The organism is Amaricoccus macauensis (genome assembly GCF_049800915.1).
GTDB lineage: Bacteria > Pseudomonadota > Alphaproteobacteria > Rhodobacterales > Rhodobacteraceae > Amaricoccus > Amaricoccus macauensis_A.
In genome coordinates, this window is sequence record NZ_JBNAFY010000007.1 from 92,381 (window position 1) to 116,206 (window position 23,826).

At 63.5% G+C, this 23,826-nt stretch carries 18 protein-coding genes; 9 read left to right on the forward strand and 9 right to left on the reverse strand.

The annotated features are described in order from the left end of the window. Positions 1-51: 51 nt before the first annotated feature. Genes ACP15W_RS17080 through ACP15W_RS17090 form a run of 3 tightly spaced genes read right to left on the reverse strand, consistent with a single transcriptional unit; the run spans position 52 to position 7,070 of the window. Complete coding sequence (locus tag ACP15W_RS17080) at positions 52-459, reverse strand: response regulator (protein ID WP_424934145.1); 408 nt, start codon at positions 457-459, stop codon at positions 52-54. After that, entirely contained in the window at positions 440-4,417 is a 3,978-nt protein-coding gene (locus tag ACP15W_RS17085; RefSeq protein ID WP_424934146.1) for a chemotaxis protein CheB, read from the reverse strand. The genes ACP15W_RS17080 and ACP15W_RS17085 overlap by 20 nt, the downstream gene beginning before the upstream one ends. Next, positions 4,407-7,070: a CheR family methyltransferase gene (locus tag ACP15W_RS17090; RefSeq protein WP_424934147.1), complete on the reverse strand. Its 2,664-nt coding sequence runs from the start codon at positions 7,068-7,070 to the stop codon at positions 4,407-4,409. The genes ACP15W_RS17085 and ACP15W_RS17090 overlap by 11 nt, the downstream gene beginning before the upstream one ends. 102 nt (positions 7,071-7,172) lie before the next feature. Here ACP15W_RS17090 and ACP15W_RS17095 point away from each other — a divergent pair, with 102 nt between their 5' ends. Then, positions 7,173-7,568, forward strand: coding sequence for a response regulator (locus ACP15W_RS17095; RefSeq protein WP_424934148.1), 396 nt, complete (start codon positions 7,173-7,175; stop codon positions 7,566-7,568). Positions 7,569-7,581: 13 nt separating this feature from the next. Here the strand turns inward: ACP15W_RS17095 and ACP15W_RS17100 are convergent, their stop codons facing one another. Together ACP15W_RS17100 and ACP15W_RS17105 are read right to left on the reverse strand one after the other, a co-directional pair. Continuing rightward, positions 7,582-8,007 carry a response regulator gene (locus ACP15W_RS17100; RefSeq protein ID WP_424934149.1) on the reverse strand — a complete coding sequence of 142 codons (426 nt, stop codon included), beginning with the start codon at positions 8,005-8,007 and terminating at the stop codon, positions 7,582-7,584. Positions 8,008-8,230: 223 nt separating this feature from the next. Continuing rightward, a complete protein-coding gene (locus ACP15W_RS17105; protein ID WP_424934150.1) occupies positions 8,231-8,554 on the reverse strand; it encodes an antibiotic biosynthesis monooxygenase family protein in 324 nt (107 codons plus the stop codon). A 602-nt stretch (positions 8,555-9,156) separates the two neighbouring features. Here ACP15W_RS17105 and ACP15W_RS17110 point away from each other — a divergent pair. Continuing rightward, on the forward strand, positions 9,157-9,567 hold the full coding sequence (locus tag ACP15W_RS17110) for a cupin domain-containing protein (protein WP_424934288.1): 411 nt from the start codon (positions 9,157-9,159) through the stop codon (positions 9,565-9,567). A 117-nt stretch (positions 9,568-9,684) separates the two neighbouring features. Beyond that, the gene (locus ACP15W_RS17115; protein WP_424934151.1) at positions 9,685-10,095 is read left to right on the forward strand and encodes a secondary thiamine-phosphate synthase enzyme YjbQ; all 411 of its coding nucleotides are present in this window, start codon (positions 9,685-9,687) and stop codon (positions 10,093-10,095) included. Positions 10,096-10,150: 55 nt separating this feature from the next. Here ACP15W_RS17115 and ACP15W_RS17120 read toward each other — a convergent pair whose 3' ends face one another. Together ACP15W_RS17120 and ACP15W_RS17125 are read right to left on the reverse strand one after the other, a co-directional pair. Beyond that, complete coding sequence (locus tag ACP15W_RS17120; RefSeq protein ID WP_424934152.1) at positions 10,151-10,336, reverse strand: hypothetical protein; 186 nt, start codon at positions 10,334-10,336, stop codon at positions 10,151-10,153. Positions 10,337-10,703: 367 nt separating this feature from the next. Further along, positions 10,704-10,973, reverse strand: a complete 270-nt coding sequence (locus tag ACP15W_RS17125) for a DUF2312 domain-containing protein (protein WP_424934289.1) — start codon at positions 10,971-10,973, stop codon at positions 10,704-10,706. Between the two features lie 120 nt (positions 10,974-11,093). Here ACP15W_RS17125 and ACP15W_RS17130 point away from each other — a divergent pair, with 120 nt between their 5' ends. The 6 genes from ACP15W_RS17130 to ACP15W_RS17155 all read left to right on the forward strand — a co-directional run bounded on the left by ACP15W_RS17130 (position 11,094) and on the right by ACP15W_RS17155 (position 21,093). Next, positions 11,094-11,306 carry a hypothetical protein gene (locus ACP15W_RS17130; RefSeq protein ID WP_424934153.1) on the forward strand — a complete coding sequence of 71 codons (213 nt, stop codon included), beginning with the start codon at positions 11,094-11,096 and terminating at the stop codon, positions 11,304-11,306. A 102-nt stretch (positions 11,307-11,408) separates the two neighbouring features. After that, entirely contained in the window at positions 11,409-13,916 is a 2,508-nt protein-coding gene (locus ACP15W_RS17135; protein WP_424934154.1) for a methyl-accepting chemotaxis protein, read from the forward strand. A 103-nt stretch (positions 13,917-14,019) separates the two neighbouring features. Continuing rightward, the gene (locus tag ACP15W_RS17140; RefSeq protein ID WP_424934155.1) at positions 14,020-14,697 is read left to right on the forward strand and encodes an SDR family oxidoreductase; all 678 of its coding nucleotides are present in this window, start codon (positions 14,020-14,022) and stop codon (positions 14,695-14,697) included. 353 nt (positions 14,698-15,050) lie between these two features. Next, positions 15,051-16,820, forward strand: coding sequence for a toll/interleukin-1 receptor domain-containing protein (locus tag ACP15W_RS17145; RefSeq protein WP_424934156.1), 1,770 nt, complete (start codon positions 15,051-15,053; stop codon positions 16,818-16,820). 145 nt (positions 16,821-16,965) lie between these two features. Continuing rightward, complete coding sequence (locus ACP15W_RS17150) at positions 16,966-18,573, forward strand: peptide chain release factor 3 (RefSeq protein WP_424934290.1); 1,608 nt, start codon at positions 16,966-16,968, stop codon at positions 18,571-18,573. 135 nt (positions 18,574-18,708) lie between these two features. Continuing rightward, entirely contained in the window at positions 18,709-21,093 is a 2,385-nt protein-coding gene (locus ACP15W_RS17155; RefSeq protein ID WP_424934157.1) for a putative bifunctional diguanylate cyclase/phosphodiesterase, read from the forward strand. Between the two features lie 35 nt (positions 21,094-21,128). On the opposite strand, the gene ACP15W_RS17160 is transcribed toward ACP15W_RS17155, so the two are convergent. Together ACP15W_RS17160 and ACP15W_RS17165 are read right to left on the reverse strand one after the other, a co-directional pair. Beyond that, positions 21,129-21,989: a universal stress protein gene (locus tag ACP15W_RS17160; RefSeq protein WP_424934158.1), complete on the reverse strand. Its 861-nt coding sequence runs from the start codon at positions 21,987-21,989 to the stop codon at positions 21,129-21,131. Between the two features lie 125 nt (positions 21,990-22,114). After that, on the reverse strand, positions 22,115-23,824 hold the full coding sequence (locus ACP15W_RS17165) for a SulP family inorganic anion transporter (RefSeq protein ID WP_424934159.1): 1,710 nt from the start codon (positions 23,822-23,824) through the stop codon (positions 22,115-22,117). Positions 23,825-23,826: the final 2 nt, after the last annotated feature.

The window sequence follows — 23,826 nt, forward strand, 5'->3', positions numbered from 1 at the left end:
AGGAATAATCATCGTGGTCGCTGACCGCAAGAGCGGCCAGTGCACAGTTCGCTACAACTTTGGGTTGTTGCATTTCCCACCCGTTCTGGCAATGAGCGCACGCAGCCCCTCGATGAGCCGGCGGCGCTGGAACGGTTTCTCGACCAGAGGCCGCTCCCGGTGACGAAAGGGAAGCACCTCGCGCCGGTGCCCGGTGAGGTAGAGGAAGGGCACGCCGAGATCCTCAAGGCAGTCCGCGACCATGTCGCTGCGCTCCCGATGCAGGTTGAGATCGAGCACGGCCACATCCACCACCTGGCAACTCAGCACCTCGAGGCTTTCCTTCACGCTGTCGGTCGGGCCGAGCACCTCGAAGCCCGAATCCTCCAGCAGGTCCTGCACATCCATCGCGATGAGCGACTCATCCTCGACGACAAGCACGCGCGGAGCGCCCTGCGCGTCAACCGGGTTCGTGCTCATTGCTTCCCTCTTCGATCTTCCCGACGGGAATCCTGAGAACGTAGCGCAGGCCGTCGTCGTCATAGCTGCGCTCGAGTTTGCCCGAGAGCTGCCGCTTGATCGCATTCTCGATCACCGTTGTTCCGAACCCCTTCCGGTCGGGCTCCTGTTTCGGCGTGCTGGCCCCCGTTTCGGTCCAGCAGATTTCAAGCGCCTCCTCGTCCAGCGACCAGGTCACGTCGAGCGTGCCGGGCGTACTGGAAAGCGCCCCGTATTTCACCGCGTTGGTGGTCAACTCGTGGATCACCATCGATAGGCTCTGTGTCGCCCGCATGCCGAGATCCACATTGGGGCCGCTCAGCGTGTAGCGCCCCGATTCGGGCGGCATGTAGGCCGCCAGTTCGTCCTCCACCAGCTGGCGCAGTTCCATGCCCGCCCAGCTCTTCGCCGCGAGCCGCGCATGGGTGCGTGCAAGCGAATCGATCCGCTCGGTCAGGACATTCTGGAAATCCTCGAAATTCTGGGTGTAGCGCCCGGTCATCCGGGTGATCGTGCTGACGAGCGCGAGGATGTTCTTCACCCGATGGTCGAGCTCGGCGGAAATGACCCGGTTGCGCTCCTCCCACATCTTCCGCTCGTGGATGTCGAGCACCGCGAGATAGGCCCCGATCATCCGGCCCCGATTGAGCCTCGGCACGCAGTAGAGCAGATGCGTCTTCTGCCGTCCGCCGGGATACTGGAGCTGGATCTCGCGCGGTTTGCCCGGTGCCGCCGCCGGATCGGCCAGAAGGGCCGCGACCGCCTTGCCCGCGGCGGGGCCCAGAACCTCCTCCACCGGGGCGCCCTTGATCTCGTCGGGCAGCCAGCCGATCGTCTCGAACCGGCTGTTGAACAGTTCGAACTTCGAACCGGCATCGACCACGCCGAAGAGCACCGGCAACCCGTCGATCAGCGATTGCAGCACCTCGCGCTCGTTCTCGCGCAGCTGTCGGCTCTCGGCCTGCGATATGGCAAGCGACAGCACGCCGGCGAGCGAGCTTACATGGTTGACCGTCTCGCCATCGGGTTTGCCCACCTCGTTCCACCAGACCTCGAGAACCCCCCAGGGGTTGAGCATGGGCCCGATGGTCACGCAGACCCCCGAATGCACCTCGCTGTCCTTGAGCAGCGCGGAGCGCATGAAGCGCGTTTCGGTCACTGCATCGGCGGTGACGAGTGGCCCGTGCTGGAGAAAGGCGAGGCCCAGTTCGTTGCGGCTCTCGTTGATGGTGAGCGTGCCCTTGAACCGCGACGCCCGACCGGCCCCTGCCACGAGACAGAAGCTCCGGGTCTCGGGATCGTAGCGCTGCACAGCCGTAAGCGCCGCGCCGAGGCTCTCCTGCACACCTTTCGCGGCCCGATCGAAGAGCAGCACCTCGTCCTGGCTGCCCAGCGCGAGCTCGCCAAGCTCCGCCACCACCGCCTGGCGTGCGGCCTGAAGGCTCAGCTTCTCCATCGAGCGTGCGAGCGCCGTCACATCCGAATAGGTGACGATCGCGCCCTGAATCACGTTCGTCCGCGTGCGGTAGGGCGTGGCCCTGCGGAGATAGGACCGTCCGGCACCCGAGACATCCACCTCCACCGTTTCCAGATTGGCCATGACGCTCTCGAGATCCCGGATCAGCGTGGGGTCGTCCACCTTCAGCGACAGGTCCCCCACGGGACGGCCGATATCCTTGTCCCGGATGCTCAGGAGATCCACCGCCCGCCCCGAGAAGCGGCGAATGCAGAAATTCGTGTCCAGAAACACCGTCGCCACATCGGTGGAGCGGATGAGATTGGACAAATCGTCGTTGGTCGCCTCGAGTTCCGAAACCTTCTCCTCGAGCGCTAGATTGATGCTCTTGAGCTCCTGGTTGAGCGATTGCAGCTCCTCGCGCGAGGTCTCGAGTTCCTCGTTGGAGCTCTGAAGCTCCTCGTTGGCGCTCATCACCTCTTCGTTGGCCGCCTGCAACTCCTCGTTCGAGCGTTCGCTGCGCTCGATCACCGACTGCAACTCGTCGCGGAGCATCACGACTTCACGGCGATAGCTCTCGACGGACTCGTCCCCCGCCGGCAGGAGCGGCTCGCCCGTGTCCCTGCGGGCATAGTGGTCCGGTTCGAAAACGGTAAGCGGTGCATCCTTCAGGAAATAGACGAGGTATTCACGGTTCGACCCGCTTCCCACCGGTTCCGCGATAATCGTGACGCGGGACTGGCCAGGCTCGATTGGATTGACGATTGCCTCCGCCGCCGCATTGTCGGCCCGCGCCGACTGCACCGCCTTCCAGACCTGAACCTGGTAGGGATCGGCCACCATGTTGAGAATGCTGGAGGTCAGACCGCCACGGCGAAAGCGGATGTATTCGCCGAGATCGCCATGCATCCCGATGATGTCGAAATTCTCCTTCAGGAGAACCGCCGGCGGAACGAAACGCGAGATCATCGTGTTGGTCGCGGCATTCGCCACGATGGCGCCCGCATCCCGCGCCTTGGTCTCCTTGTCCCCCTGGCCCTTCTGCGCCGGGCGTGACGGCAAGAGGCGCGAGCGCCCGCCGATACGCTGATAGATGCGGTTCTTGGCCGAAACCACGCTGAACTGCCCTTGCGAGCGCGAGGCGGTCTCTGCCGAGCCCAGCATGATGTATGCCCCCTCGCAGAGCGAGAAATGGAAGAGATCCATCAGCCGGTCCTGGGCGTGATTGTCGAGATAGATGAGCAAGTTCCGGCAGGTGATGATGTCGAGCGAGGAAAACGGCGGATCGTTCACCGCGTTCTGGGTCGAGAACACCACCTTCTCGCGCAGCTCAGGCACGACACGGATCTGGGAATTGTTGCGGGTGAACCAGCGATCGGCCCGCTCCTGGGTGAAATCGCTGATCGAGGCCGCCGCGTAGATGCCCGCACGCGCCACCTCGATGGCATTGGCATTCAGGTCGGTGCCGAAAACCTGCACACCCACGCGCTTCTTGAGCGTCTCCGCGCATTCCATCACTGCCATGGCAAGCGTGTAGGCTTCCTCGCCGCTGGCGCAGCCCGCGGTCCAGGCCCGAAGCGTCGCCCCGTCGCTCAACCGTTCAATGGTGGGTTTGAGCGCAAGCTCCGAGAATTCCTGCCAGGCCTCGGGATCGCGGAAGAAGCTCGTCACCCCGATCAGCAGGTCATTGATCAGCGTCTTGCGCTCGTCGGGCGTCTTGCGCAGCAACTCGACGTATTCCTCGATATCGCCCACACCGCTGCGCAGGATCCGCCGGCGCACCCGCCGCCCGAGCGTCGAGGGCTTGTATTCGAAGAAATCGAAACCGTCGCAGATGCTCAGTACATCGAGCACCTCCGCCAGACCGTCGTCGCGATCCTCCGAGGGCGGGGGCATCCGCTGCACGAGCCCGAGCCGCTGGCGCAGCCGGTTCGGGAGATCCTCGGCGCCCGCGACGATATCCGCCGCCCCGCATTCGATGGCCGCCCGCGGCATCCCGTCGAACTCCGCGTCCGCCGGCGACTGCACCAGCGTCATGCCCCCCGCAGCCTTGATCGCGGAAAGGCCCTTGCTGCCATCGCTTCCCGTGCCTGACAGCACGATACCGATGCTCCGCGCGCCATAGGCCTCGGCCAACCCGCGGAAGAGGTGATCGATGGGCGAGCGGTGATAGCGCTCCTCCGTCGGCTCCTCGAGCACGATATGCCCATCGAGCAGCGTGGCATATTTTCCCGGTGGCACCGTGTAGACCGTGCGCGGCTGCAACCGCTCGGAGTGCCGCGCCTCATGCACCTCCAGCGCCGTCTCGCGCCCGAGCAGGCTTGCCATGATGCTCTTCTGGGTCGGATCGAGATGCTGGACCACGATGAAGGCTGCGTTCAGATCGGTATTGGTTGCCCCGAAGAACCGCACCAGCGCGTCGAGCCCGCCCGCAGACGCCCCGACCCCCACGGTCACGGTTCCGTTGGCACGGTTACGAACCATCGCCACCTCCGTCATGACGGCCCTTGATCACCGCCTCGACAGCACCGCCCGTAACCAGCAGGATCACACCGCCGCGCCCCGTCGAGGCTGCGGCCACGGTATTCGCGCGGATCGTCATGTCGCCGCCACGGAACGTGCCGGAAGCCACCTGCTCCCGTCCGCTGTCCTTCGCCGCACGCGCCAGTGCCGCAAGATCGACGAATTCGGGCCGTGCGCCCACGTTCGCGATGTTCCGCCCCACGTCCTGATGCTCCAGTTCGAAGACATTGCCGCAGGCATGGGTGAACCGGCTGATCCGCAGATCCTTGTCGAGCATGATCATTCCGGCCTCTATGCTCTCGAAGACCCGCTCCATGTCGTAGTTCAGATCGGAAAGCATCTCGATCTTGCGCTCATGCTCGGCACTGACCGAGACCAGTTCCTCGTTGACCGCGTGCAACTCCTCGTTCGACGCCTGCAATTCCTCGTTCGACGCCTGAAGCTCCTCGTTCGAGGCCTGCAGTTCCTCGTTCGAAGCCTGAAGCTCCTCCCCGCTCGCTTCCAGCCGTTCGGTCACATACTGGAGGCTTTCCTCCGTCAGGCGCAGGTCGCGTTCGAGTTCCCGGATGCGCCCGACCAGAAGCGCATTGTCGCCTTGGGTCCCGGTCTCCTGCTCCGACGAGACCTCGTTCGCGCCCTCGTCCGCCTCCTCCACAGGCTCGGCCTCGCCCGTCCGCTTGAGCGAAGCGAGCAGAAACCGGCGACCCGAGGCACTGCCGCTCAGAGGCGACATGCTCACCTCGATCGAATGTGTCTCGCCGTTCTCGCCGGTGACCTGTGCCGTCCGCTTGTAGTGATTATCGCCCGCGCGCATCAGCCGCTCGATGCCGAGGTTGATGGCATAGCGCAGATCGGAATGAACGATCTCGTCCACGGTCCATTCCGCCAGATTGCTCATGGTGTCGATATAGGCGCCCGCCGCGCCGAACCAGGTCAGCACCGCTCCGTCCGAAGTGATCAGAATGGAGGACGGCGCGAACCGGCGCAGCAGTGCATCATAGCCGCGCAACAGGCTGTCCCGATCCGGGCGCGCACCCTGCGTCTGGTCGACCATCGTCAGCGGCGGCCGCGCGGGCAGATCCTGCGCCACCTCGCGGCTCTGATCCCGGTGGGCCAGAGGGGGCGGCGCACTCTGGTTGGCCATCACGGCTTCCATCAGCATCGATCGCTCCAGCACCCTCCGATCGCTGTCCTTGCGGTAGATCCGCCATTTCGTGTCGATGGGCACGAAATCGTCGATCTTCTGCCGGATCGACTCCGACGGACCCAGAAACAGGTAGCCGCCCTTGCGCAGCGCGAAGACGAACTTGGCGAAGGTCCGGTCCTGCGCCGCTTCCTTGAGATAGATGAGCAGGTTGCGGCAGGTCAGCAGGTCGAGCTGCATGAAGGGCGGATCGCGCATCACGTCATGCACCGAGAAGATCACCCGGCGCCGCAGCACCGGATCGACCAGCCAGCCCTGCCGGTGGCGGATGAAATACCGCTCCTTGATCTCGCGCGGCAGCTTCTTGAGCGCCTCGTCGGAATAGATGCTGGCCGCCGCCCGCTCGATGGAAGGGCGGTGAACATCCGTGGCGATGACCCGGAAATTCGGCTGATAGCCGGCGATGCGGAACGCCTCGCTCAACTCGATGGCGATCGTGTAGGCCTCTTCTCCGCTCGCACAGGCCAGGACCCAGACCCGGATCTCGCGCATGTCCTTCTGTGAGGCCTCGACCAGGGGCATGAGCGCCTTGCTCCGCAGTTCCGAGAACGCCTCCGGGTCGCGGTAGAACTCCGTCACCCCGATCAGAAGGTCATGGTAAAGCTCTTCCAGCGCCTCTGGATTCTTGACCACGAAGTCGCGATAGGCCTCGATCGTCGACATCCCGCGCAGCTGGTGCCGCCGCTCGATCCGGCGCATGACCGTGGGCCGCTTGTAGGCCGAGAAGTCGACCCGATGCGCCCGTTCGAGCGCCATGAGAATTTCGTCGCTCGGCATCTGTTCCTTCTCCGGTCGCGGCTCGTCCTCTAACCCCTCGAAAGCGGCGGTGATCGCCTTCATGATCTGCGGGGCCGGCAGGACGCCCGACGCCGAACCTGCCAGGATCGCGGCACGGGGCATCGAATCGAAGCGGGCCTCAGCCGGGGACTGGACGAAGACGCTGCCCCCCGTCTGGCGAATCGCCGTCGCTCCCGCGGCTCCGTCGAGCCCGGACCCCGACAGCACGACCGCCGCGCACTTGCCCCCGCCACGCCGCGACAGCGACATGAAGAAAGTGTCGATCGGCAGATGCGGCAGCGGATCGCCTTCGGCATAGGGGGTGAGCATGAACCGGTCATCGATCAGAGAAACAAGCGTTCCGGGCAGGTTGAGGAAAATGGTGTCGGGCTCGATCTTCGCGCCCTCGGTGACATGCCGGATCGTCAACCCGGTGCGCCGCGAGAGGATCTCGTCCATCATCGAGCGCCGGTCGGGTGAAAGATGCTGCAAGACGACGAAACAGTACCCGCTATCGGGCGGCACGGTCTCGAAAAAGGCTTCCAGCGGCTCCAGTCCACCCGCGGATGCCCCCAATGCAACCACAGGCACCCTTTCGGCCTCGCCCGGCATTCCCTCTCTGCCCGAATTCATTTAACCAGTCCCTCGGTTTCCGCCCGTCTTTTCTTCTTGTAACAGAGAGCCGGTAGCGGCAAGCGATAAGCGCTATGCGACAAAACCCGCCGGAGTACATGCTTGATCAGGATCCTGATAGCCGACGACGATCCCGACTTCCGGTTCTTCTTCAAGGAGGCCGTGATGTCGCTGGGGTATGCGTGCGAAAGTGCGCGAGATGGCGACGAGGCGATCAAGATGCTTCGCAAACAGGCGTTCGACATCATCTTTCTCGATGTGCTCATGCCCCGGCGCGGCGCGATCTCCACCCTCCATGCCATCCGCCGGATACACTCCGACACCCCCATCGTCATCATCAGCGGCAACGAAGTCGTGTTCGATTCCCCGATCATCAGGGAAGGCCTCCAGCTCGCTCAGGCGAAAATGTCGAAAACCGGCGGCCTGCGGGATCTTGCCGAGGTCATCTCGGACCTCACGTCAGCCAAACCGGAGATACCCCGCCCCCTCACCGATTGAGGCGCAGCCCGCCCTAGCGGGCCTGCACCTTCGGTGCGTCGTCACATGTGGGGTCCGCGCCCAGGCAGGACGGCTGACCTAAGAGCCCGGCAGAGCGGAGCCATGCACCGAGCGCCTCCCGCGTGTAGGGCTTGTCGATATGCGGCTGGCCCTGGAATTGCTCCGGCACCATCTCGCGGGTGCAGCCGGTGGCGAAGGCGAAGGGAATCCCCTGCGCCTCGAAGATGGACGCGAGCGGAAAGCAGGTGCCCTCCTCGAGATGAACATCGAGCAGGCCCACGTCCGGCGTCTCCAGGAGCATGGCCGAAATGGCTTCTTCAAGTGTCATGAAAGGGCCGATCACATCGCACCCAAGCTCCTGCAAGAGCACCTCGGTATGCATCGCCACGAGCCAATGATCTTCAAGAACGAGAATTCTCGGTCTAAGCGCAGCGGTCAAACTGTTCTCTTTGTCGCTCAAATCACGTCCTCGTCAGAAAACTTCTAGAAACGGCCCTACCCACAAGTATCCAGGGGTGCCCTGCAAGGTGGAGATCATGCTACCTTAGATTGTTTTTTAATAATAGTCTATCCGTTGTGGATGAATTATCGCACGAAGAAAAATCTGAATATGACCAGATGTCACCATGGGCACTTGCGCACCCATGCTGCCCGCGTTCGGCTCAGCCCGGAAATGTGCGCGCCACGTCATACATGACCGGCTCGAATCCCTTGCAGAGCGCGCTGATCTTGCGGTTGCGTTCCTGCATCTCCGTCGAGCGCAGCATCGCAAGGAAATCCTCCCGTTTGCGCCATTGGGAATAGTTCGCGATCCGCGTCTGCGCGTCGTTCACATGCAGGCCCGCGCCGATGAACCCCTCCTGGTGGCGGATGAAGCTCTCGTAGGCATCCATCAGCTCATCGAGCAGCACGTGGCAGTTTCCCGGCATGGTCTCGAAGGTCGTTATCACCGTCTGCAGCGCCTGGCTTGAAGAAATCGTTGGCATGGCGGCCTCCCTGGTTCGCATCCGCCGCGCTTCGGGCGGGACATGCAGTTCGGCTCCAGCCTGGTCCGAAATGTCACCCCCGCGCGTGCGCGATCAGTCTGGGTCAGTATCCGTCTCCGGGCCATCGCGACCCGAACAGGGAAACTCTAGAGCGGAAACGGATCAAACTGAAACAGTTTGAACAGAGGATTTTGCTCCAGATCATCGAAATGGCCAAAAGCCTCTTCCGGTCGGACCTGCCGACCAAGCGTCATGTCCGGCTCTTTCCCGAGAATGCCACCCGAGACAAAGAACATGTCTGTCCGTGCGGATCGAGAGTGCGGCAATTGCCCTGATCGGCTGTATCATCGCCCCGGAGAAGAGCCCGCTCCGCAACAACCTGAGGCGGTTGTCGCAGTGGTTGAGCAGGTGCAAGGCATGTTCCGCGTTGCCAACGGCCGCAAGAGGCACCGCGCATCCGCATGGGGCCTCGCCGCCCATGCCGCCGAACGCCAAAAATCCGCATGAGGCTCAGTCCAGAGATTCCTGCGAATTGCGCGCATGCCGGCGTTTGTTGTAGCTCCGAATGACCGAAAAGCTCAGGGACCTGAAATGTGACCGACATGGAGAACCCGAAGCCCATCTTCCTGAAGCGCGGGCAAGGCCGCGATTACGACATGGGCCGGATCAAGGCCAGCTTCAAAGCGGACGGCGATGAAATCGCGAACCAGTACTCGATTTCGGAATGGTGGATGGAGCCCAACACCAAAGGTGTAGGGGCACATTCTCACGACCATGAGAACGAGATCTTCTATGTCCTGGAGGGAACGATGAGTTTTCTTGTGGGTGACAGATGGCGCGATGCGGAACAGGGCAGCTTCATCTTCGTGCCCGCAGGTGTACAGCATGACTTCGAGAACCGGAGCGAGAAACGGGCGGGCGTGCTGAATGTCTTTGCGCCTGGTGCGTTCGAGGCCAGAATGCCCCAGATCGTCGATTGGTTCAAAGAACACCCACCCGAGGATGCGACGTAGCGCTTCATGGCATTCAATGCCCCATTGGCCGTCTGGTCGAACTGGCGCAAGGATAGCTTCGTCCCGACAGACAGGTTTCAACCGCCGCCCCCAAGTCCCGCCCGGAAGAGTCCCACCATGCAGACAACCTTCAAGATCGCCACGCACGGCCCTGGCCTCTACGAGTTCACCGCCCCGGTAGGCCGCTGGATCTCCGGCGCCGGAGACGGGTTGCTCACGCTTTTCGTGCGCCACACCTCCTGCTCGCTCCTGATCCAGGAGAATGCAGACCCCGATGTGAAGCGGGATCTCGATGCCTTCTTCCGCCGGCTGGTGCCTGACAGTGACGATCCGTCGATGTCCTGGATCACCCACACCATGGAAGGTCCCGACGACATGCCCGCCCATATCAAGGCGGCCATGACGCCGGTTTCACTGTCCATTCCCGTGAGCGGCGGGCGTATGGCGCTCGGCACATGGCAGGGGATCTACCTGTTCGAGCACCGCAGCGCGCCTCATGCGCGGCAGGTCGCGGCGCATTTCGCCTGATTTCGGGGCCACCGGGCGCTGTGCGCTCCGGCATGGCCCGTCACAGGCAGGCAACTCAGGCCGCGTTCTGTCGATCCGTCTCTTCCGCTTCGCCGGGCGTCTGGATGTGGTTCTTGATGGCGCGGGTGATCCGCAGCGCCATGGCCTCTATCTCAGCCGAAGGCAGTCCGGCAAACTGGCGAAACTCGCCAAGCTGTTCTTCGATCAGGGCGCGAACCTTCATCTCGGTGGATTCACTCATCTTCATACTCCTGCACATGAGCCTTTCTGGCTCGCCTATCTCGCAATACACACGCTATGCGTGTTTTCCCGGCCGATAAATTACCATACCGTGAGTCACGCTCCAATAAGATCGTGACGCAATTTGCGATTTTGAGAGTTTCAGTGACGATTCTTCGCGTTCGTGATCCATTTTCCGCCGATATTGATGAGTAGTGGCCCGGAGAACACGAAATTACATAGGCGAATTCCGAGTATTATCAGCCTATTGTCGCCATCAACCATTATGGGGGAAAGTTTGCCCATAAAATGGGCAAAACATCGCGAACCGCAGCCTGCGAAGGGCGCGGCGCGGCATCTTGGGCAGGCTCGACGCCGCCAGGAGCGGCTCACATGCCCAGCGCTTCCTTGTAAAGCTCGAGGATCGCCTCTTCCTCGTTGATCTCTTCGGTGTCGCGCTTGCGAAGCGCAATGAGCTTGCGCATGACCTTCGTGTCGTAGCCCCGCGCCTTGGCCTCGGCCATCACCTCCTTCTGCTGGTCGGCGATGTCCTTCTTCTCCTGGTCCAGACGCTCGTAGCGTTCCACGAACTGACGCAACTCGCCCGCGGTCACCCGGTACTGGCTCTGCGACCCGTCTTCCCCGATCTCTTCCACGATCTCGTTCAAGCTTCCGTCTCCTGCTCGATTGCGGGCACTCTCCTAACCGTGTCCCGCCACGGCTTGCAAGCCCGCTTGTCCTGGAATATGCAGCGCCGACCGACGCAAAGGGGCTTTCCATTGATCCTGCTTACAATTCTTGGGGTGCTCCTGATCCTCGCCGGTCTCGGCGGTCTGGGATACTGCATCTGGAAGGGCTTCCGTATCCGCCGCGCGGGTCTGCCTCCCGAGGAAACCCATTCGCTCCTGCAAAAGCTCATCGCCGTCAATCTCGGCTCCATGGCGCTTGCCACCTTCGGCCTCATCATGCTGTTCATCGGCCTGAAGTTCTGAGCAACTTGCGGGCCATTACCGCGCCATTCACCAAATCTTAGACAAGGCGTCCGAGTACTTTCTCACTAGCTGCAATAGTTTGTCGGCGATGAGAAGTTTGATATGTTTGGATTGCTTCGAAGAACTTCGCTGTTCCAGGTCATGGGGCTGCTCACCTTCTGTGGCTTCTTCGTCGCCTTTGTCTTCGCGGGATTCGAGATTTCGAACGACTTCAGCGCGAGGCAGAGGGTGTCCGAGGCCCGGATCTACGCCGCACTCGGCGTTGGCATCGGAGATCTCGTGCATGAACTCCAGAAGGAACGCGGAATTTCCTCGGGCTACCTCGCGAGCGGCGATCCCGCCTTCGCCGACCGTCTGACGGACCAGCGCCGGCTGACAGATGCCGCCCTCGCGGATTTCCGCGCGGCCCAGTCCGAGGCCCGCGTCACGGACGCCACACTCGCCGAACCACTCAAAGCCACCGAGCGGCAGATCGACGGGCTGGCCCGCCTCAGGGAACAGATCGACGCGCGTTCCATCGAAAGGCTCGAAGCCGTCGCCGCGATCACCGCGCTGAATACCGCCCTGATCGGTCTCGTGCCCGAGACCGCCGCCCGGATCGGGGATGCGCCCACCGCCCGCGCCATGATCCGCCACAGCCTGCTTCTGGCCGCCAAGGATCTCGCCGGTCTCGAGCGCGCCACCGGTGCCGCGGGCTTCGCGGCAGCCGCGGCCGAGGGCGGCGCCTTTCCCGCCCCTGTCCTTGAGCGCTTCAACACGCTCTTCCGCACCCAGGACACGCTTTTCGAGGCGTTCGCCATCGCGGGCACGCCGCCGCTCGCCCGAAAGCTCGATACCATGCGCACAACCGACGCGGCCCGGACGGTCGAGCGGATGCGCGCGGCCGCCAATTCGGGCAATCCCGCCGAAGTCCTCGCGATCTCCGGCACCGATTGGTTCGATGCCATCAGCCGCAAGATCGAGGCCATCAAGGGCATCGAGACCGCCAGCACGGCGGAAATCACCGCCCATCTCGACCGTGCCGCCACCTCGGTGGCCTCCGCCGCCCTCCTGCACATCAACACGCTCATCGGGCTCACGATCCTCATCGGCGGGGCGGGCGCGGCCCTCGTGCGGCGAATTTCCCGCGAAGCGGACCTGACCATCGAACGCCTCGACGCGCTGGCCAGCGGCGATATCGACAGTCCCATTCCCGAAGCGGACCTCAAGGAGTTCGCCAAGATGACGGGCGCGCTCAGGAGCTTCCAGGCCCGCGAACTCGCGCGCATCCGCCAGGAAGAGGAGGCGCGCGAATTGCAGCAGACCGCAAGCGAGGGCATCCGGCGCGTCGTCGCCGGCGTCCAGCAGGGCGACTTCTCCGCCCGGTTCCGACTGCGCGACCTCCAGGGTCCGAACCTCGTGCTCGGCCAGGGCATCAACCAGATCCTCGAGACCGCCGAAACCGTCGTCAGCGAGGGCAAGCGCCGCGACGAGGCCGCCCATGCCGAGAGCCTGCGCCGCGCCGAGGAGGAAGCCGCCATCCAGGCCGCCGCCGCCGCCGAACTGGCCGAGATCGTCGCGGCCTGTTCGCAGGGCGATTTCTCCCGCCGCATCCCGGTCGTGGACAAGGAGGGCGTCTTCGCCACCCTCTCCCAAGGCGTGAACGGCATCGCGTCGGCCGCCGAGTCCGGCCTGCGCCAGATCCAGGCCAGCCTCTCGGCCATTGCCGCCGGTGACCTCACCCAGCGCATGGAGGGCGAGTTCCACGGCCTCTACGCCGAGATCCAGACCGCGCTCAGCGAAACGCTGGCCAAGCTGTCGCAGATGCTGGCCGAGATCGAGGACCAGTCCGGCCTCGTCGCGCGAACCGTGGACGACATCCAGAACGGCACCGACGACCTCTCCCGCCGCACCGAACGCCAGTCGCAATCCGTGCAACAGTCGCTCTCCGCCACCGAAGGTCTCGCCCGAACCGTCCAGAGCAACGCCGACAGCATGGACACGGGCCGCGAACTCACACGGCAGCTCGGCACCCATGCCGAAGAGGGCGCGCGCATCTCCGACGAGGCGATCCGCTCCATCGAGGCCATCGAGGGCACCTCCGGCGAAATGGCGAAGATCGTGGGCGTGATCGACGACATCGCACTCCAGACCAGCCTGCTTGCGCTCAACGCCTCCGTCGAGGCCGCGCGCGCCGGCGAGGCGGGCAAGGGGTTCGCCGTCGTCGCCTCCGAGGTGCGCTCTCTCGCCGAACGCAGTTCCGAGGCCTCCCGGCGGATCGGCGGGCTGATCGAGGGCAATGTCCGCGACGTGCAGGCCAGCTCCGAAAAGGTCCGCGAGAGCGGCCTTGCCCTGCAGCGCATCCAGGAGGCGGTCCGGCATGTCATCGACCGGGTGGAGCAGGTCTCCGCCGCAAGCCAGGAACAGGCGGGCGGCATCCGCGAACTCGGCGAGGGCATGTCGGAGATCGGCGAAATCACCCGGAGCAACGCCGGCCTCGTCCAGCACAACGCCCGGCTCATGGGCAACCTCGTGGCCAGCGGCAACCACCTGCTCGACCTCGTGCGCAGCTTCCGCACCGGCAAATCGGCGCCGGATGCGGGACCGCGCCGGGTCCATGCGGCAGAATGAGGCACCGCACGGGCGAATGCCTCCATCCTGCCACCTCTTTCGGTTGCGCTCGCCGCGAAGCGCCCTTTAGGGTGGCGCGATTCAGCGGGAGACAGACTGCCAGATGAGCCAGACCATCCTGATCACCGGCGCGGGCCGGGGCCTGGGCCGCGAACTTGCGCTGCAGTCGCACGCCCGCGGCGACCGGGTGCTTGCCACCATGCGCGCGCCCGAACGTGCCGCCGACCTTCCGCCGGAGATCGAGATCTACCGCCTTGAAGTGACGAAATCCGAGTCGACCGCCGCCCTTGCAAGCGAGCTCAAGGGCGAAGCGGTGGACCTTCTCGTCTGCAATGCCGGCGTCTTTCCCGGACGCGGCGGACTGCGCGAGGCGAACTGCTCCGAGCTCGACTGGTTCGCCGGTCTCATGACCAACGTGGCCGGCCCCTATTTCACCGTGCGCGATCTCCTGCCCAATCTCCAGCTCTCCCAGCACCCGCGCGTGGCCATCATCGCCTCGGTGATGGGCTCGAACCAGAATGCCGCCGGCGGGTCCTACATCTACCGCGCCTCGAAGGCTGCCGCGATCAACCTCGCACGCAACCTCGCGGTGGAACTCGCCCCCCTCGGCATCGCGGTCGGCGCCTATCATCCGGGCTGGGTCCGCACCGACATGGGCACCGAAGCCGCCCCGGTTGATGTCAACCATAGCGCGACCGGCCTGCTGGAACGCTTCGCGGAACTGAGCGTCGAGACCACCGGCGCCTTCGAGGACTACCTCGGCAATCCCGTCGCGTTCTGAGCAAGGCTCCGGTGGAGCCTTGCCCGGCCTGCCACGCATCAAACCGCCAGTCCAGAGGTCCGCACGGAAGGGCTCCAGTGGAGCCATTCGCGGATCGATCGCCCGAAGCGTGAGCGAAGGGTGAAAGGGGCAAAGCTGCCACCGAACGCATCAGCCTGGCGGCGTCTGCCTGGGCGGGCGCAAGAGCGCCTGCCGTCGTGCAGAAGGCACGCCAGCAATTTCTCGCAGGCAGGCGCTGCCCGATTTGCCACTCGTCAAATCGGGCTCACACCATCATAGGAGTTTTCTCAACCGCCCCACCCTGCCATACTCGCCGGATATTCTCTCACGAACTCATTCCGAGCGTCCCACCCATGGCCAATCCCCAACATGTCGAATGGCTCCTCGAAGGCGTCGAGGCATGGAATGCACGGCGAATTGCTGAAGATATCGCAGTTGTCACTCTGCAAGATACTGATATCTACGGAGCGTTCAAAGACGCAGGCAAATTAACTCCAGAGGGACGCATTCCACTCAGTGGGATCAACTTCCTTATGTGCAATCTCAGTGGAGCCAACCTGAAGCTCGGAAACCTGAGAGGCGCAACATTCGGTATCAACACCATTTCGGATGCAGATCTACGTGGTGCCGATTTGCGCAATACATTTCTTGGAGATTCCAGGGACAATGGCCCCAGCGCCATGAGCGTAGCAGATGCAGACATCCGGACTTTCTGGCAACGATCAGAAAGCACCGGCGAACTGCGACCTGTCTTTACAGACTTAAGAGGCGCAACCCTCGACCAACCATCGCTCGACTCCATGAATGGCGACATCGGCGTCATCCTCCCCGAAGGCCTCCACCACCCGGCCCATTGGCCAGATCCGGAGCCGCCGAAACCCGACACCCCATTTCAGACCGTCGACCCGAGCCAACCGTTCATCTTCCTGTCCTATAGCAGCCACGACAGAGATTTGGTCGGCAGATACCGTTCCTTTTTCGAGCAGCAGAACCTGTCGATCTGGTGGGATCAGTATATCCCCGCCGGAGGCGCATGGCGTGAGACAATTGCTGAAAAACTCGAAACAGCGGCTGCCGTTCTCACATTCTGGACGGAAGCAAGCACGAAATCCACCGCGGTCATCGAAGAAGCCAGTTCCGCACAGGCTTCACGAAAATTGCTCCACGCCCGTGTTGACAGTTCGACACTGCCGTATGGTTTTGGTGAGACGCAGTATGTCGATCTGCGCGGCTGGGACGGCACCGCAACCCACGCGGAAATGGCGAAGTTGCTTCAGGCGATGCGCGACAAGCTTGCTCCTCCCCCGCGAGCCGCCTTGGAAACCCGCCTATCAAGTGCCAGTCCTGTCGCCTTTGAACCGAAAAACGGCAAGATTGCGGCCTTCGATACACCACCCCATGTGCCACCGCCCATCTCCAACCCCGATGATCTGAAGGCGCGGCTTGAGGGCCTGTTTCAGTCCGTCGGGATGATTGCCGCAAGAATTGAAGATCGCATTTATCAGGTTCCACCTGACTTGGCGGTTTGCATGAAAGACATCGTGTCGCTTCGTGAACACCAAGAACAGAATTGGTATACGCTTGATTTCACGCGGCAATCACTCGCCGACTGCATTGCTATTCATGATGGACGTGAATGCTGGAATAGTACCCTGGTCAGGCAACTGGATCAGATCATTCAAAGAATTGGCGATCTCGAACCTCTCCTTCGACCCAAACAGCCTGCGACTGGTGATCCAGACGCGAAGCCGCCGGTGCCAGATCCGGATCTCGCGGGCAAAAATGAGAAAGATCTGGAAGAAATCGCGTTTGAAGCGAGCGAGGCACTCGAAGCACCGGAAGCGCAAAGCGTCCTCGATCCTACTGCACAAGATGCTCTAGCGCGCGCCGTTGCCGATCTGGCAGGCGCCGTAAAGATGCTCAGCTTCTCACCTGAGGGTGAAGATAGGCGGTCGTCCCGGATTAGGCGCGCACTTCGACGCCTGGGAATGGTGTTAGCGGCATTAGTGATGCCTCTCGCCACGGGTGTCACAGTGGAGCTGCTTACATCCGCCGACGCTGCAGTCGTGCTCATTGCGCGGTTTCAAGCGATCCTGGAAAAGATCCTACCGTTCTTCTTGTAGCGTTTTGCGCGATCAGGGCGAACCGTCATCCGGACTTCCAAAAATACCCGACCAAAACACCATGCATATCGAATATGCATGAAATATGCATGCGGTGCACATGCCCCAGATTGCGCAATCCCTGCCCCCCGGCTATATCCCCGCCATGCTGGACCGAGCCTCGAACGCCCCCGACCTCCCCCCCGAAGTCGCCCGCCGGCGAACCTTCGCGATCATCTCGCATCCCGATGCGGGCAAGACGACGCTGACCGAGAAATTCCTGCTCTACGGCGGCGCGATCCAGCTCGCGGGCCAGGTCCGCGCCAAGGGCGAAGCGCGCAGAACACGCAGCGATTTCATGAAGTTGGAGCAGGACCGCGGTATCTCGGTCTCGGCGTCCGCCATGTCCTTCCCGTTCCAGGACTGGTGGTTCAACCTCGTGGACACGCCCGGCCACAGCGACTTCTCCGAGGACACATACCGCACGCTGACAGCCGTCGATGCCGCCATCATGGTGATCGACGGCGCGAAGGGCGTCGAGAGCCAGACCCGCAAGCTCTTCGAGGTCTGCCGCCTGCGCGATCTGCCCATCATCACCTTCTGCAACAAGATGGACCGCGAGGCCCGCGATACCTTTGAAATCATAGACGAAATCCAGCAGGAGCTACAGCTCGACGTCTGCCCGGCAAGCTGGCCGATCGGCATGGGGCGCGATTTCCTGGGCTGCTACGACATGCTCAACGACCGGCTCGAACTGATGGATCGCGCCGACCGGAACAAGCGCGCCGAAAGCATCCGCATGGAGGGGCTCGACGACCCCCGGATGGCCGACCACATTCCCGAAGCACAGCTCGAACAGCTTCGCGAAGAGGTTGAAATGGCTCGGGAGTTGCTCCCGACCTTCGACCACCAGGCCATGCTCGACGGCAATCTCTCACCGATCTGGTTCGGCTCCGCCATCAACTCCTTCGGCGTGCAGGAACTCATGCGCGGCATCGGCCTTTACGGCCCCCCGCCACAGCTTCGCCCGTCTCTGACCCGCGAGATCGGCGCCTGGGAAGAGAAGGTCGCGGGCTTCGTCTTCAAGGTGCAGGCCAACATGGACCCCAAGCACCGCGACCGCGTGGCCTTTGTCCGCCTCTGCTCGGGCCATTTCTCCCGCGGGATGAAGCTCAAGCACGTGCGCTCCGGCAAGCCGATGGCGATCTCCAACCCCGTGCTGTTCCTCGCAAATGACCGCGAACTTGCCGAGGACGCCTGGGCCGGCGACATCATCGGCATCCCCAACCACGGCCAGCTCCGCATCGGCGACGCGCTGACCGAAGGCGAGGATCTGCGCTTCACCGGCATTCCCTCCTTCGCGCCGGAACTCCTGCAGAACGTCCGCGCGGGCGATCCGATGAAGGCCAAGCACCTCGAAAAGGCGCTGACACAATTCGCCGAGGAAGGCGCCTCGAAGCTCTTCAAGCCGGTCTTCGGCTCGGGCTGGATCGTCGGCGTCGTCGGCCCCCTGCAGTTCGACGTGCTCGCCTCCCGCATCGAGCTGGAATATGGGCTGCCCGTGCGCTTCGAGCCGACGCAGTTCACCTCCGCGCGCTGGATCTCCGGTCCGAAGGAGAAAATCGAAGAGTTCGTGAAGGCCAACAAGGGCCACATGGCCGAGGACCACGACGGCGATCCGGTCTACATGACCCGCCTGCAATGGGATATCGACCGCGTCGAACGCGACTACCCGGAGCTGAAACTTACCGCGACCAAGGAAATGATGGTCTGAACGGGGGGTCTCCCCCGCTCCACCCCGCGCCCTGTTGAATAAAGTTCTCATCAAGACAGGGCGTGAGCATTTATTCACACTTCAGATTTTTGCCCCATCTTGCGCCGGAGTCCCATCGACGAAAGCTCCGGCGACATGAAACTGCGCTATTACCTGCTGTCTCTCTTCCTTTTTCTGTCGCTGGCCCCGCTTGTGCTGTTCCGGGCCTGGCCCCATTCCGAGGTACTCGAGAGCGAATTCGCCGAGGTGCATGAACGCCACCTTCTGCTCGCCAACAATCTCGCCGCGGCCCTCGAACGCTATTATCGGGATCTCGTGACGACCTTCGATCTCTTGGTCACTACGCCCGAGAACTGGTCCGATGGCAGCGCGATGAAGCCTGTCCTCGCCAATCTCAGCGTCAAGCACATCTGCCTCGCGAACTGGGAAACCGGCGTCCTGTCCTCCGAGATCTCTCTGGAGGGAAAACCCTGCCCGACAACTCTTCCAGCCGACAAGCTGGCCCGGTTGCAGGGCTTTGCAACCAGCGAGGCGGTCACCTTCGGGGGCGTGGTGATGGCGCCGAGCGGCGAGAACGTCATCCACATGGTGCGGCGTATCGGTGAGGAGCTTGCGTTCGCAACGATCCCGACAACCTACTTTCGCGAGCTGGGCGAGGCGATTGCGTTCGGCGTCAAGGGGCACGCCGCGATCGTCGATCAGACCGGGCGCGCCCTCTCCCACCCGCTGCCGCATTGGGTCGCCGAGCGGAAGGACATGTCGAAGATCTCGGCCGTCCAGCGGATGCTCAACGGCGAGACCGGCGTCGAACAGTTCTACTCCCCCGCCCTCAAGGGCGACATGATCGCGGGGCTTACCTCCGTCGAACCCGTGGGCTGGGGTGTGATGATCCCGCAACCGGTAGCCGAACTTCACGAGAAGGCCGACCATGCGCGTCGTTCCAGCATCATCGTCTACCTCATCGGGATCGTGTCGGCGCTGGCACTCGCCTATCTCGTCTCGCTGCGGATCGTGCGCCCGCTGGAACAGCTCACCTCCGCAGCCTCGAGCATCGCGAGTGGCAAGTTCGACATTCCGGACCTGAAGCGCGGCACAGGCTTCCTTCCGACGGAACTGCGGGAACTCAAGCAGCGCTTCCGCGAGATGGTGAAGCGGCTGCATGACAACATCGCCACCATCAATGCGCTCGCCTATCGCGACGGCGTCACCAATCTCGGGAACCGGACCTATCTCCAGCTCCATCTCGGCTCCGCGCTCGACAACGCGCAGAGCGGGGAATTCATGCTGATCGACCTCGACGGCTTCAAGGCGGTGAACGACCTGCACGGGCATGATGTCGGGGACAAGGTTCTTGATACCGTGGCCCGCCGCCTCTGTGAGGTAATCGGCATCTCCCGCTTCGCCTCCGAGGATGTGGAGAACGTCCGCGCGCATGTGGAAGCCCATCGCCCCTTCGCCGCCCGGCTTGGCGGAGACGAATTCGCCGTCTGGATCCCCGCAGCGAACTCCGAAATGCCGACAGACATCGCGGCAGATATCGTGGCGCGCGTCGGCGAAACCATCACGATCAACGAGATCGATCTGAAGGTCGGCGCGAGCGTCGGGGTCGCGCGTTCGCCGCGGGATGCCTCGGACCTCGCGGGTCTCATCAAGGCCGCCGACATGGCGATGTACGAGGCCAAGAAGGCCGGCAAGGATTGCTTCGTGCCGTTCACGCCCGAGCTGATGACCGAGCATCTCGAACTGCGGAAACTGGGTCAGGAGATCGAGGAGGGCCTCGCGAACGGCGAGTTCGTTCCCCATTTCCAGCCACAGTTCCGCCTGCCGGGCCTCGAGGTCAGCTCGGTCGAGGCGCTCGTGCGCTGGGAACACCCCGAGCGCGGCACGCTGCCACCGGCCGCCTTCCTCGAACTGGCGCGCGATCTCAACCTCCTGCCGACCATCGACAGGCTCGTCCTTCAGTCCTCGGTCCAGCGCATGAAGGAGCTGCACGCGCAGGGGCACCGCTTCGGCGCGCTGGCGGTCAATCTCTCCGAGGAGCGGATGGCGTCTTCCGACTTCTCCGAGACCCTCGACGGCCTGACGAACCTGCCCTTCGAACTGCGGTTCGAACTCATGGAGACGATGGTCCTCGACAAGATCGAAGGTCGCATGGCCTGGACGCTGGACCGCATTCGCGAATCCGGCTTCGCGCTCGACCTGGACGATTTCGGGGCGGCGAACGCCTCCATTCTCGGCCTGATGAATGTCGAGCCCGCACATCTCAAGATCGACCGCAACCTCGTCTCCGGCATGGCAGACGGCAACATTCCCGAACGCCTTGTGCGCTCCATCATCGAAATGGGACATTCCCTCGACATCCCGGTCATCGCCGAGGGCGCCGATACGATGGAAAAGGTCGGCCGCCTGGCCGAAATGCGCTGCGACTTCGTTCAGGGCTTCGCACTGGCCAGACCGATGGCCTTCGCGGAGCTCACCGTGTTTCTCGAGAGCAGAACCGGACCGCGCAAGACCGCCTGATCCACCGATGTCGGGCACCTATCCGCCCGCGCCCTCTAGTCGCGACAGCAGGGCGGGATCGCCAGCACGTCATGGGTCGACAACCGCACCACCTGTTCGGCGACGCTCCCGAGCAGGAATTTCTCCATTCCGGTGCGGCGGGTTCCCATCACGATGAGATCCGCGTTCCGCTCGTTTGAGACTGCGAGGATCTCCCGCGCCACCGGCTCCATTCTGCGCGTCACGATGCGCTTGCCCCAGGTGCCGCCCAGGTCCTTGATGAAGCCGGCCAGCGCGCGGTCCGCATCCCGTCGCATGTCTTGGAGGTGCGCCAGTTTTTCCTCTTCCCCCACCGCGTGGTTCAGGGTGCGCCGCAACTCCGGCGCATCGAAGACATGCAGGATGGAGGAGGAGGCCGGGCTCGCGATGCGCAGCCCCTCGAACGACCGCGCCGCATGGCGGGCATCCTCGGAGAGATCCGTCGCGAGCATGGCATGGCGATAGGCGCCCACCGGCGGCGCGATGGCCATCAGGACCGGGCAGGAGACGGAACGGAGTGTGCGCTCGGCGGTCGTGCCCACGAACACATCGCGCAACGCCTGCCTGCGGTGCGGCCCCAGCACCAGCAGGTCCGGTGCGATCTCTTCCGCGGCCCGAGCGATCCCGGCGAAGGCATAGGCAAGCACGATCCGCGCCTCGCACTCCACCCCGTCCACGGAATTCAGCGTCGCGGATTGACGGCACAGCAGATCGCCCGCCACCGCCTGCTCGCTCTCCACGATCCGAGCCGGTTGGTCGTCATCAACGACGTGGATCAGCATCAGGCGCGCGCCGGTCTGCTTGGCAAGCAAGACAGCGCGCCGCACCGCCCGATCCGACCGTTCCGAAAGATCCGTCGCCACCATGATCTTCTTCATTTCACCAGCCTTCCGCCATAATTGCGAACCCTGCCCGGCGGCGAATGGCTGACCGGGCGAGAATGAGTTTATCAAATCGATTGGGGTGCCCCGCACACCACGCTATGACAGCCGGAACCGGACGGTCAATCCGCGGGCCCGATGTAACGCATCGCGGCCTCGATCGAAGGCTCGTAGCGCACGAGCGGCGGCTTGATCCCATGGGCGAATAGCTCCCGCCGCAGTGCATGTGTGGTGCCGGTCAGGACAACCCGCGTGCCCCGACGTTCGGCCTTGTGAGCCAGCATTTCCAGGGTGTTGGCGGCCGTGGAATCCACCAGCGGCACGGCGGAGAGGTCGAGCACCAAAGCCCGGTACTGATCCGAGATCCGGTCGAGAACCGAACCGATCGAGCCCGCCGCACCGAAGAAGAACGCCCCGGAAATCCGGTAGACGATCACATCCGGGAACCGCGGGTCCCGCCCGGCATAGGGCGCACGCGCATCACCCTCGGTATCCGCCTGATCCTCGGCGACCAGCGGCACATGGCTCTCGATGGCCGTTGCCTGCGACATCCGGTGCAGGAACAGGACCGAGCCCAGCGCGAAGCCCACGACGATGGCCTCTGTCAGATCACGAAAGACGGTCAGCCCGAAGGTGGTGAGCAGAACCGCCGCATCCCCGCGCGAGGCCCGGAGGAGCGTTGCGAAGGCCTGTTTCTCAACCATGTTCCAGGCGACCACCGCCAGAATACCGGCAAGGCAGGCCAACGGAATGTAGCTGGCAAGCGGTGCTGCGATCAGGATGAAGACGAGCAGGAAGGCCGAATGCAGCATTCCCGCCACCGGCCCGTGGGCGCCGGCCCGCACGTTCGTCGCCGTACGCGCGATGGTGCCGGTGACACAGAACCCGCCAAAGATCGAAGAGGCAATATTGGCCGCGCCCTGGCCCACCAGTTCGCAGTTGGACCGGTGCCGCCGGCCCGTCATTCCGTCCGCCACCACCGCCGAAAGGAGCGACTCGATGGCACCGAGCAGCGCGAAGGCCAGGGCATTCGGCAGGACCGCCACGACGAGTTCCGGGCCGAATCGCGGCAACTCCGGAACCGGCAGGCCGGAAGGAATGCCGCCGAACTTCGTGCCGATGGTCTCGACCGGCAGCGCGAAGAGCCCCGTCGCCGCCCCTGCGAGGACCACCGCGATAAGCATGCCGGGCCAATGCGGCCTTGCGCGTTTCAGCCCCGCAAGCAGGCCGATGGTGCCGAGTGAAAGGACCAGTGCGGGAAATGACAGGCTTGCGCGCGCATCCCACAGGACAGGCAGCTTCTCCGCGAGCGGACCGGGCTCGGGAACCGCAGGGGCCAGTCCCAGAAGCGGCGCGATCTGGCTCGCGGCGATGATGACGGCGATCCCGGCCGTGAACCCCACCGTGACCGGATAGGGAATGAACTTGATATAGGTGCCGAGCCGGAGAAACCCCGCCGCCATCAGGACCAGCCCCGACAGGAGCGTCGCAAGCGCCAGCCCCGCAATCCCATGCTCGGCCACCGTGAGCGCCACGAGACCGATGAACGCGCCCGCCGGCCCGCCGATCTGGAACCGGCTACCGCCCAGCGCCGAAACCATGACACCGCCGAAAATGGCGGTGTAGAGCCCCTGCGCGGGCGATGCGCCCGAGGCAATGGCGATCGCCATGGAGAGCGGCAGGGCCACGATCGCCACGGTCAGACCTGCCACGAGATCGGAGCGGAACGCCCGGTTGCCATATCCCTCGCGCAGCACCGTCACGAGCTTGGGCGTGAACATTTCCGCGAAACCTGGCCGCGTTTCCATGTCCGGATCGGTCACTGTGCTCATCA

Bases quoted from the DNA above. Each gene is read 5' to 3' on its own strand.
- ACP15W_RS17080 (WP_424934145.1), bottom strand. From the start codon at position 459: ATGAGCACGAACCCGGTTGACGCGCAGGGCGCTCCGCGCGTGCTTGTC.
- ACP15W_RS17085 (WP_424934146.1), bottom strand. From the start codon at position 4,417: ATGGTTCGTAACCGTGCCAACGGAACCGTGACCGTGGGGGTCGGGGCG.
- ACP15W_RS17090 (WP_424934147.1), bottom strand. From the start codon at position 7,070: ATGAATTCGGGCAGAGAGGGAATGCCGGGCGAGGCCGAAAGGGTGCCT.
- ACP15W_RS17105 (WP_424934150.1), bottom strand. From the start codon at position 8,554: ATGCCAACGATTTCTTCAAGCCAGGCGCTGCAGACGGTGATAACGACC.
- ACP15W_RS17110 (WP_424934288.1), top strand. From the start codon at position 9,157: ATGGAGAACCCGAAGCCCATCTTCCTGAAGCGCGGGCAAGGCCGCGAT.
- ACP15W_RS17115 (WP_424934151.1), top strand. From the start codon at position 9,685: ATGCAGACAACCTTCAAGATCGCCACGCACGGCCCTGGCCTCTACGAG.
- ACP15W_RS17120 (WP_424934152.1), bottom strand. From the start codon at position 10,336: ATGAGTGAATCCACCGAGATGAAGGTTCGCGCCCTGATCGAAGAACAG.
- ACP15W_RS17135 (WP_424934154.1), top strand. From the start codon at position 11,409: ATGTTTGGATTGCTTCGAAGAACTTCGCTGTTCCAGGTCATGGGGCTG.
- ACP15W_RS17140 (WP_424934155.1), top strand. From the start codon at position 14,020: ATGAGCCAGACCATCCTGATCACCGGCGCGGGCCGGGGCCTGGGCCGC.
- ACP15W_RS17145 (WP_424934156.1), top strand. From the start codon at position 15,051: ATGGCCAATCCCCAACATGTCGAATGGCTCCTCGAAGGCGTCGAGGCA.
- ACP15W_RS17150 (WP_424934290.1), top strand. From the start codon at position 16,966: ATGCTGGACCGAGCCTCGAACGCCCCCGACCTCCCCCCCGAAGTCGCC.
- ACP15W_RS17155 (WP_424934157.1), top strand. From the start codon at position 18,709: ATGAAACTGCGCTATTACCTGCTGTCTCTCTTCCTTTTTCTGTCGCTG.
- ACP15W_RS17160 (WP_424934158.1), bottom strand. From the start codon at position 21,989: ATGAAGAAGATCATGGTGGCGACGGATCTTTCGGAACGGTCGGATCGG.
- ACP15W_RS17165 (WP_424934159.1), bottom strand. From the start codon at position 23,824: ATGAGCACAGTGACCGATCCGGACATGGAAACGCGGCCAGGTTTCGCG.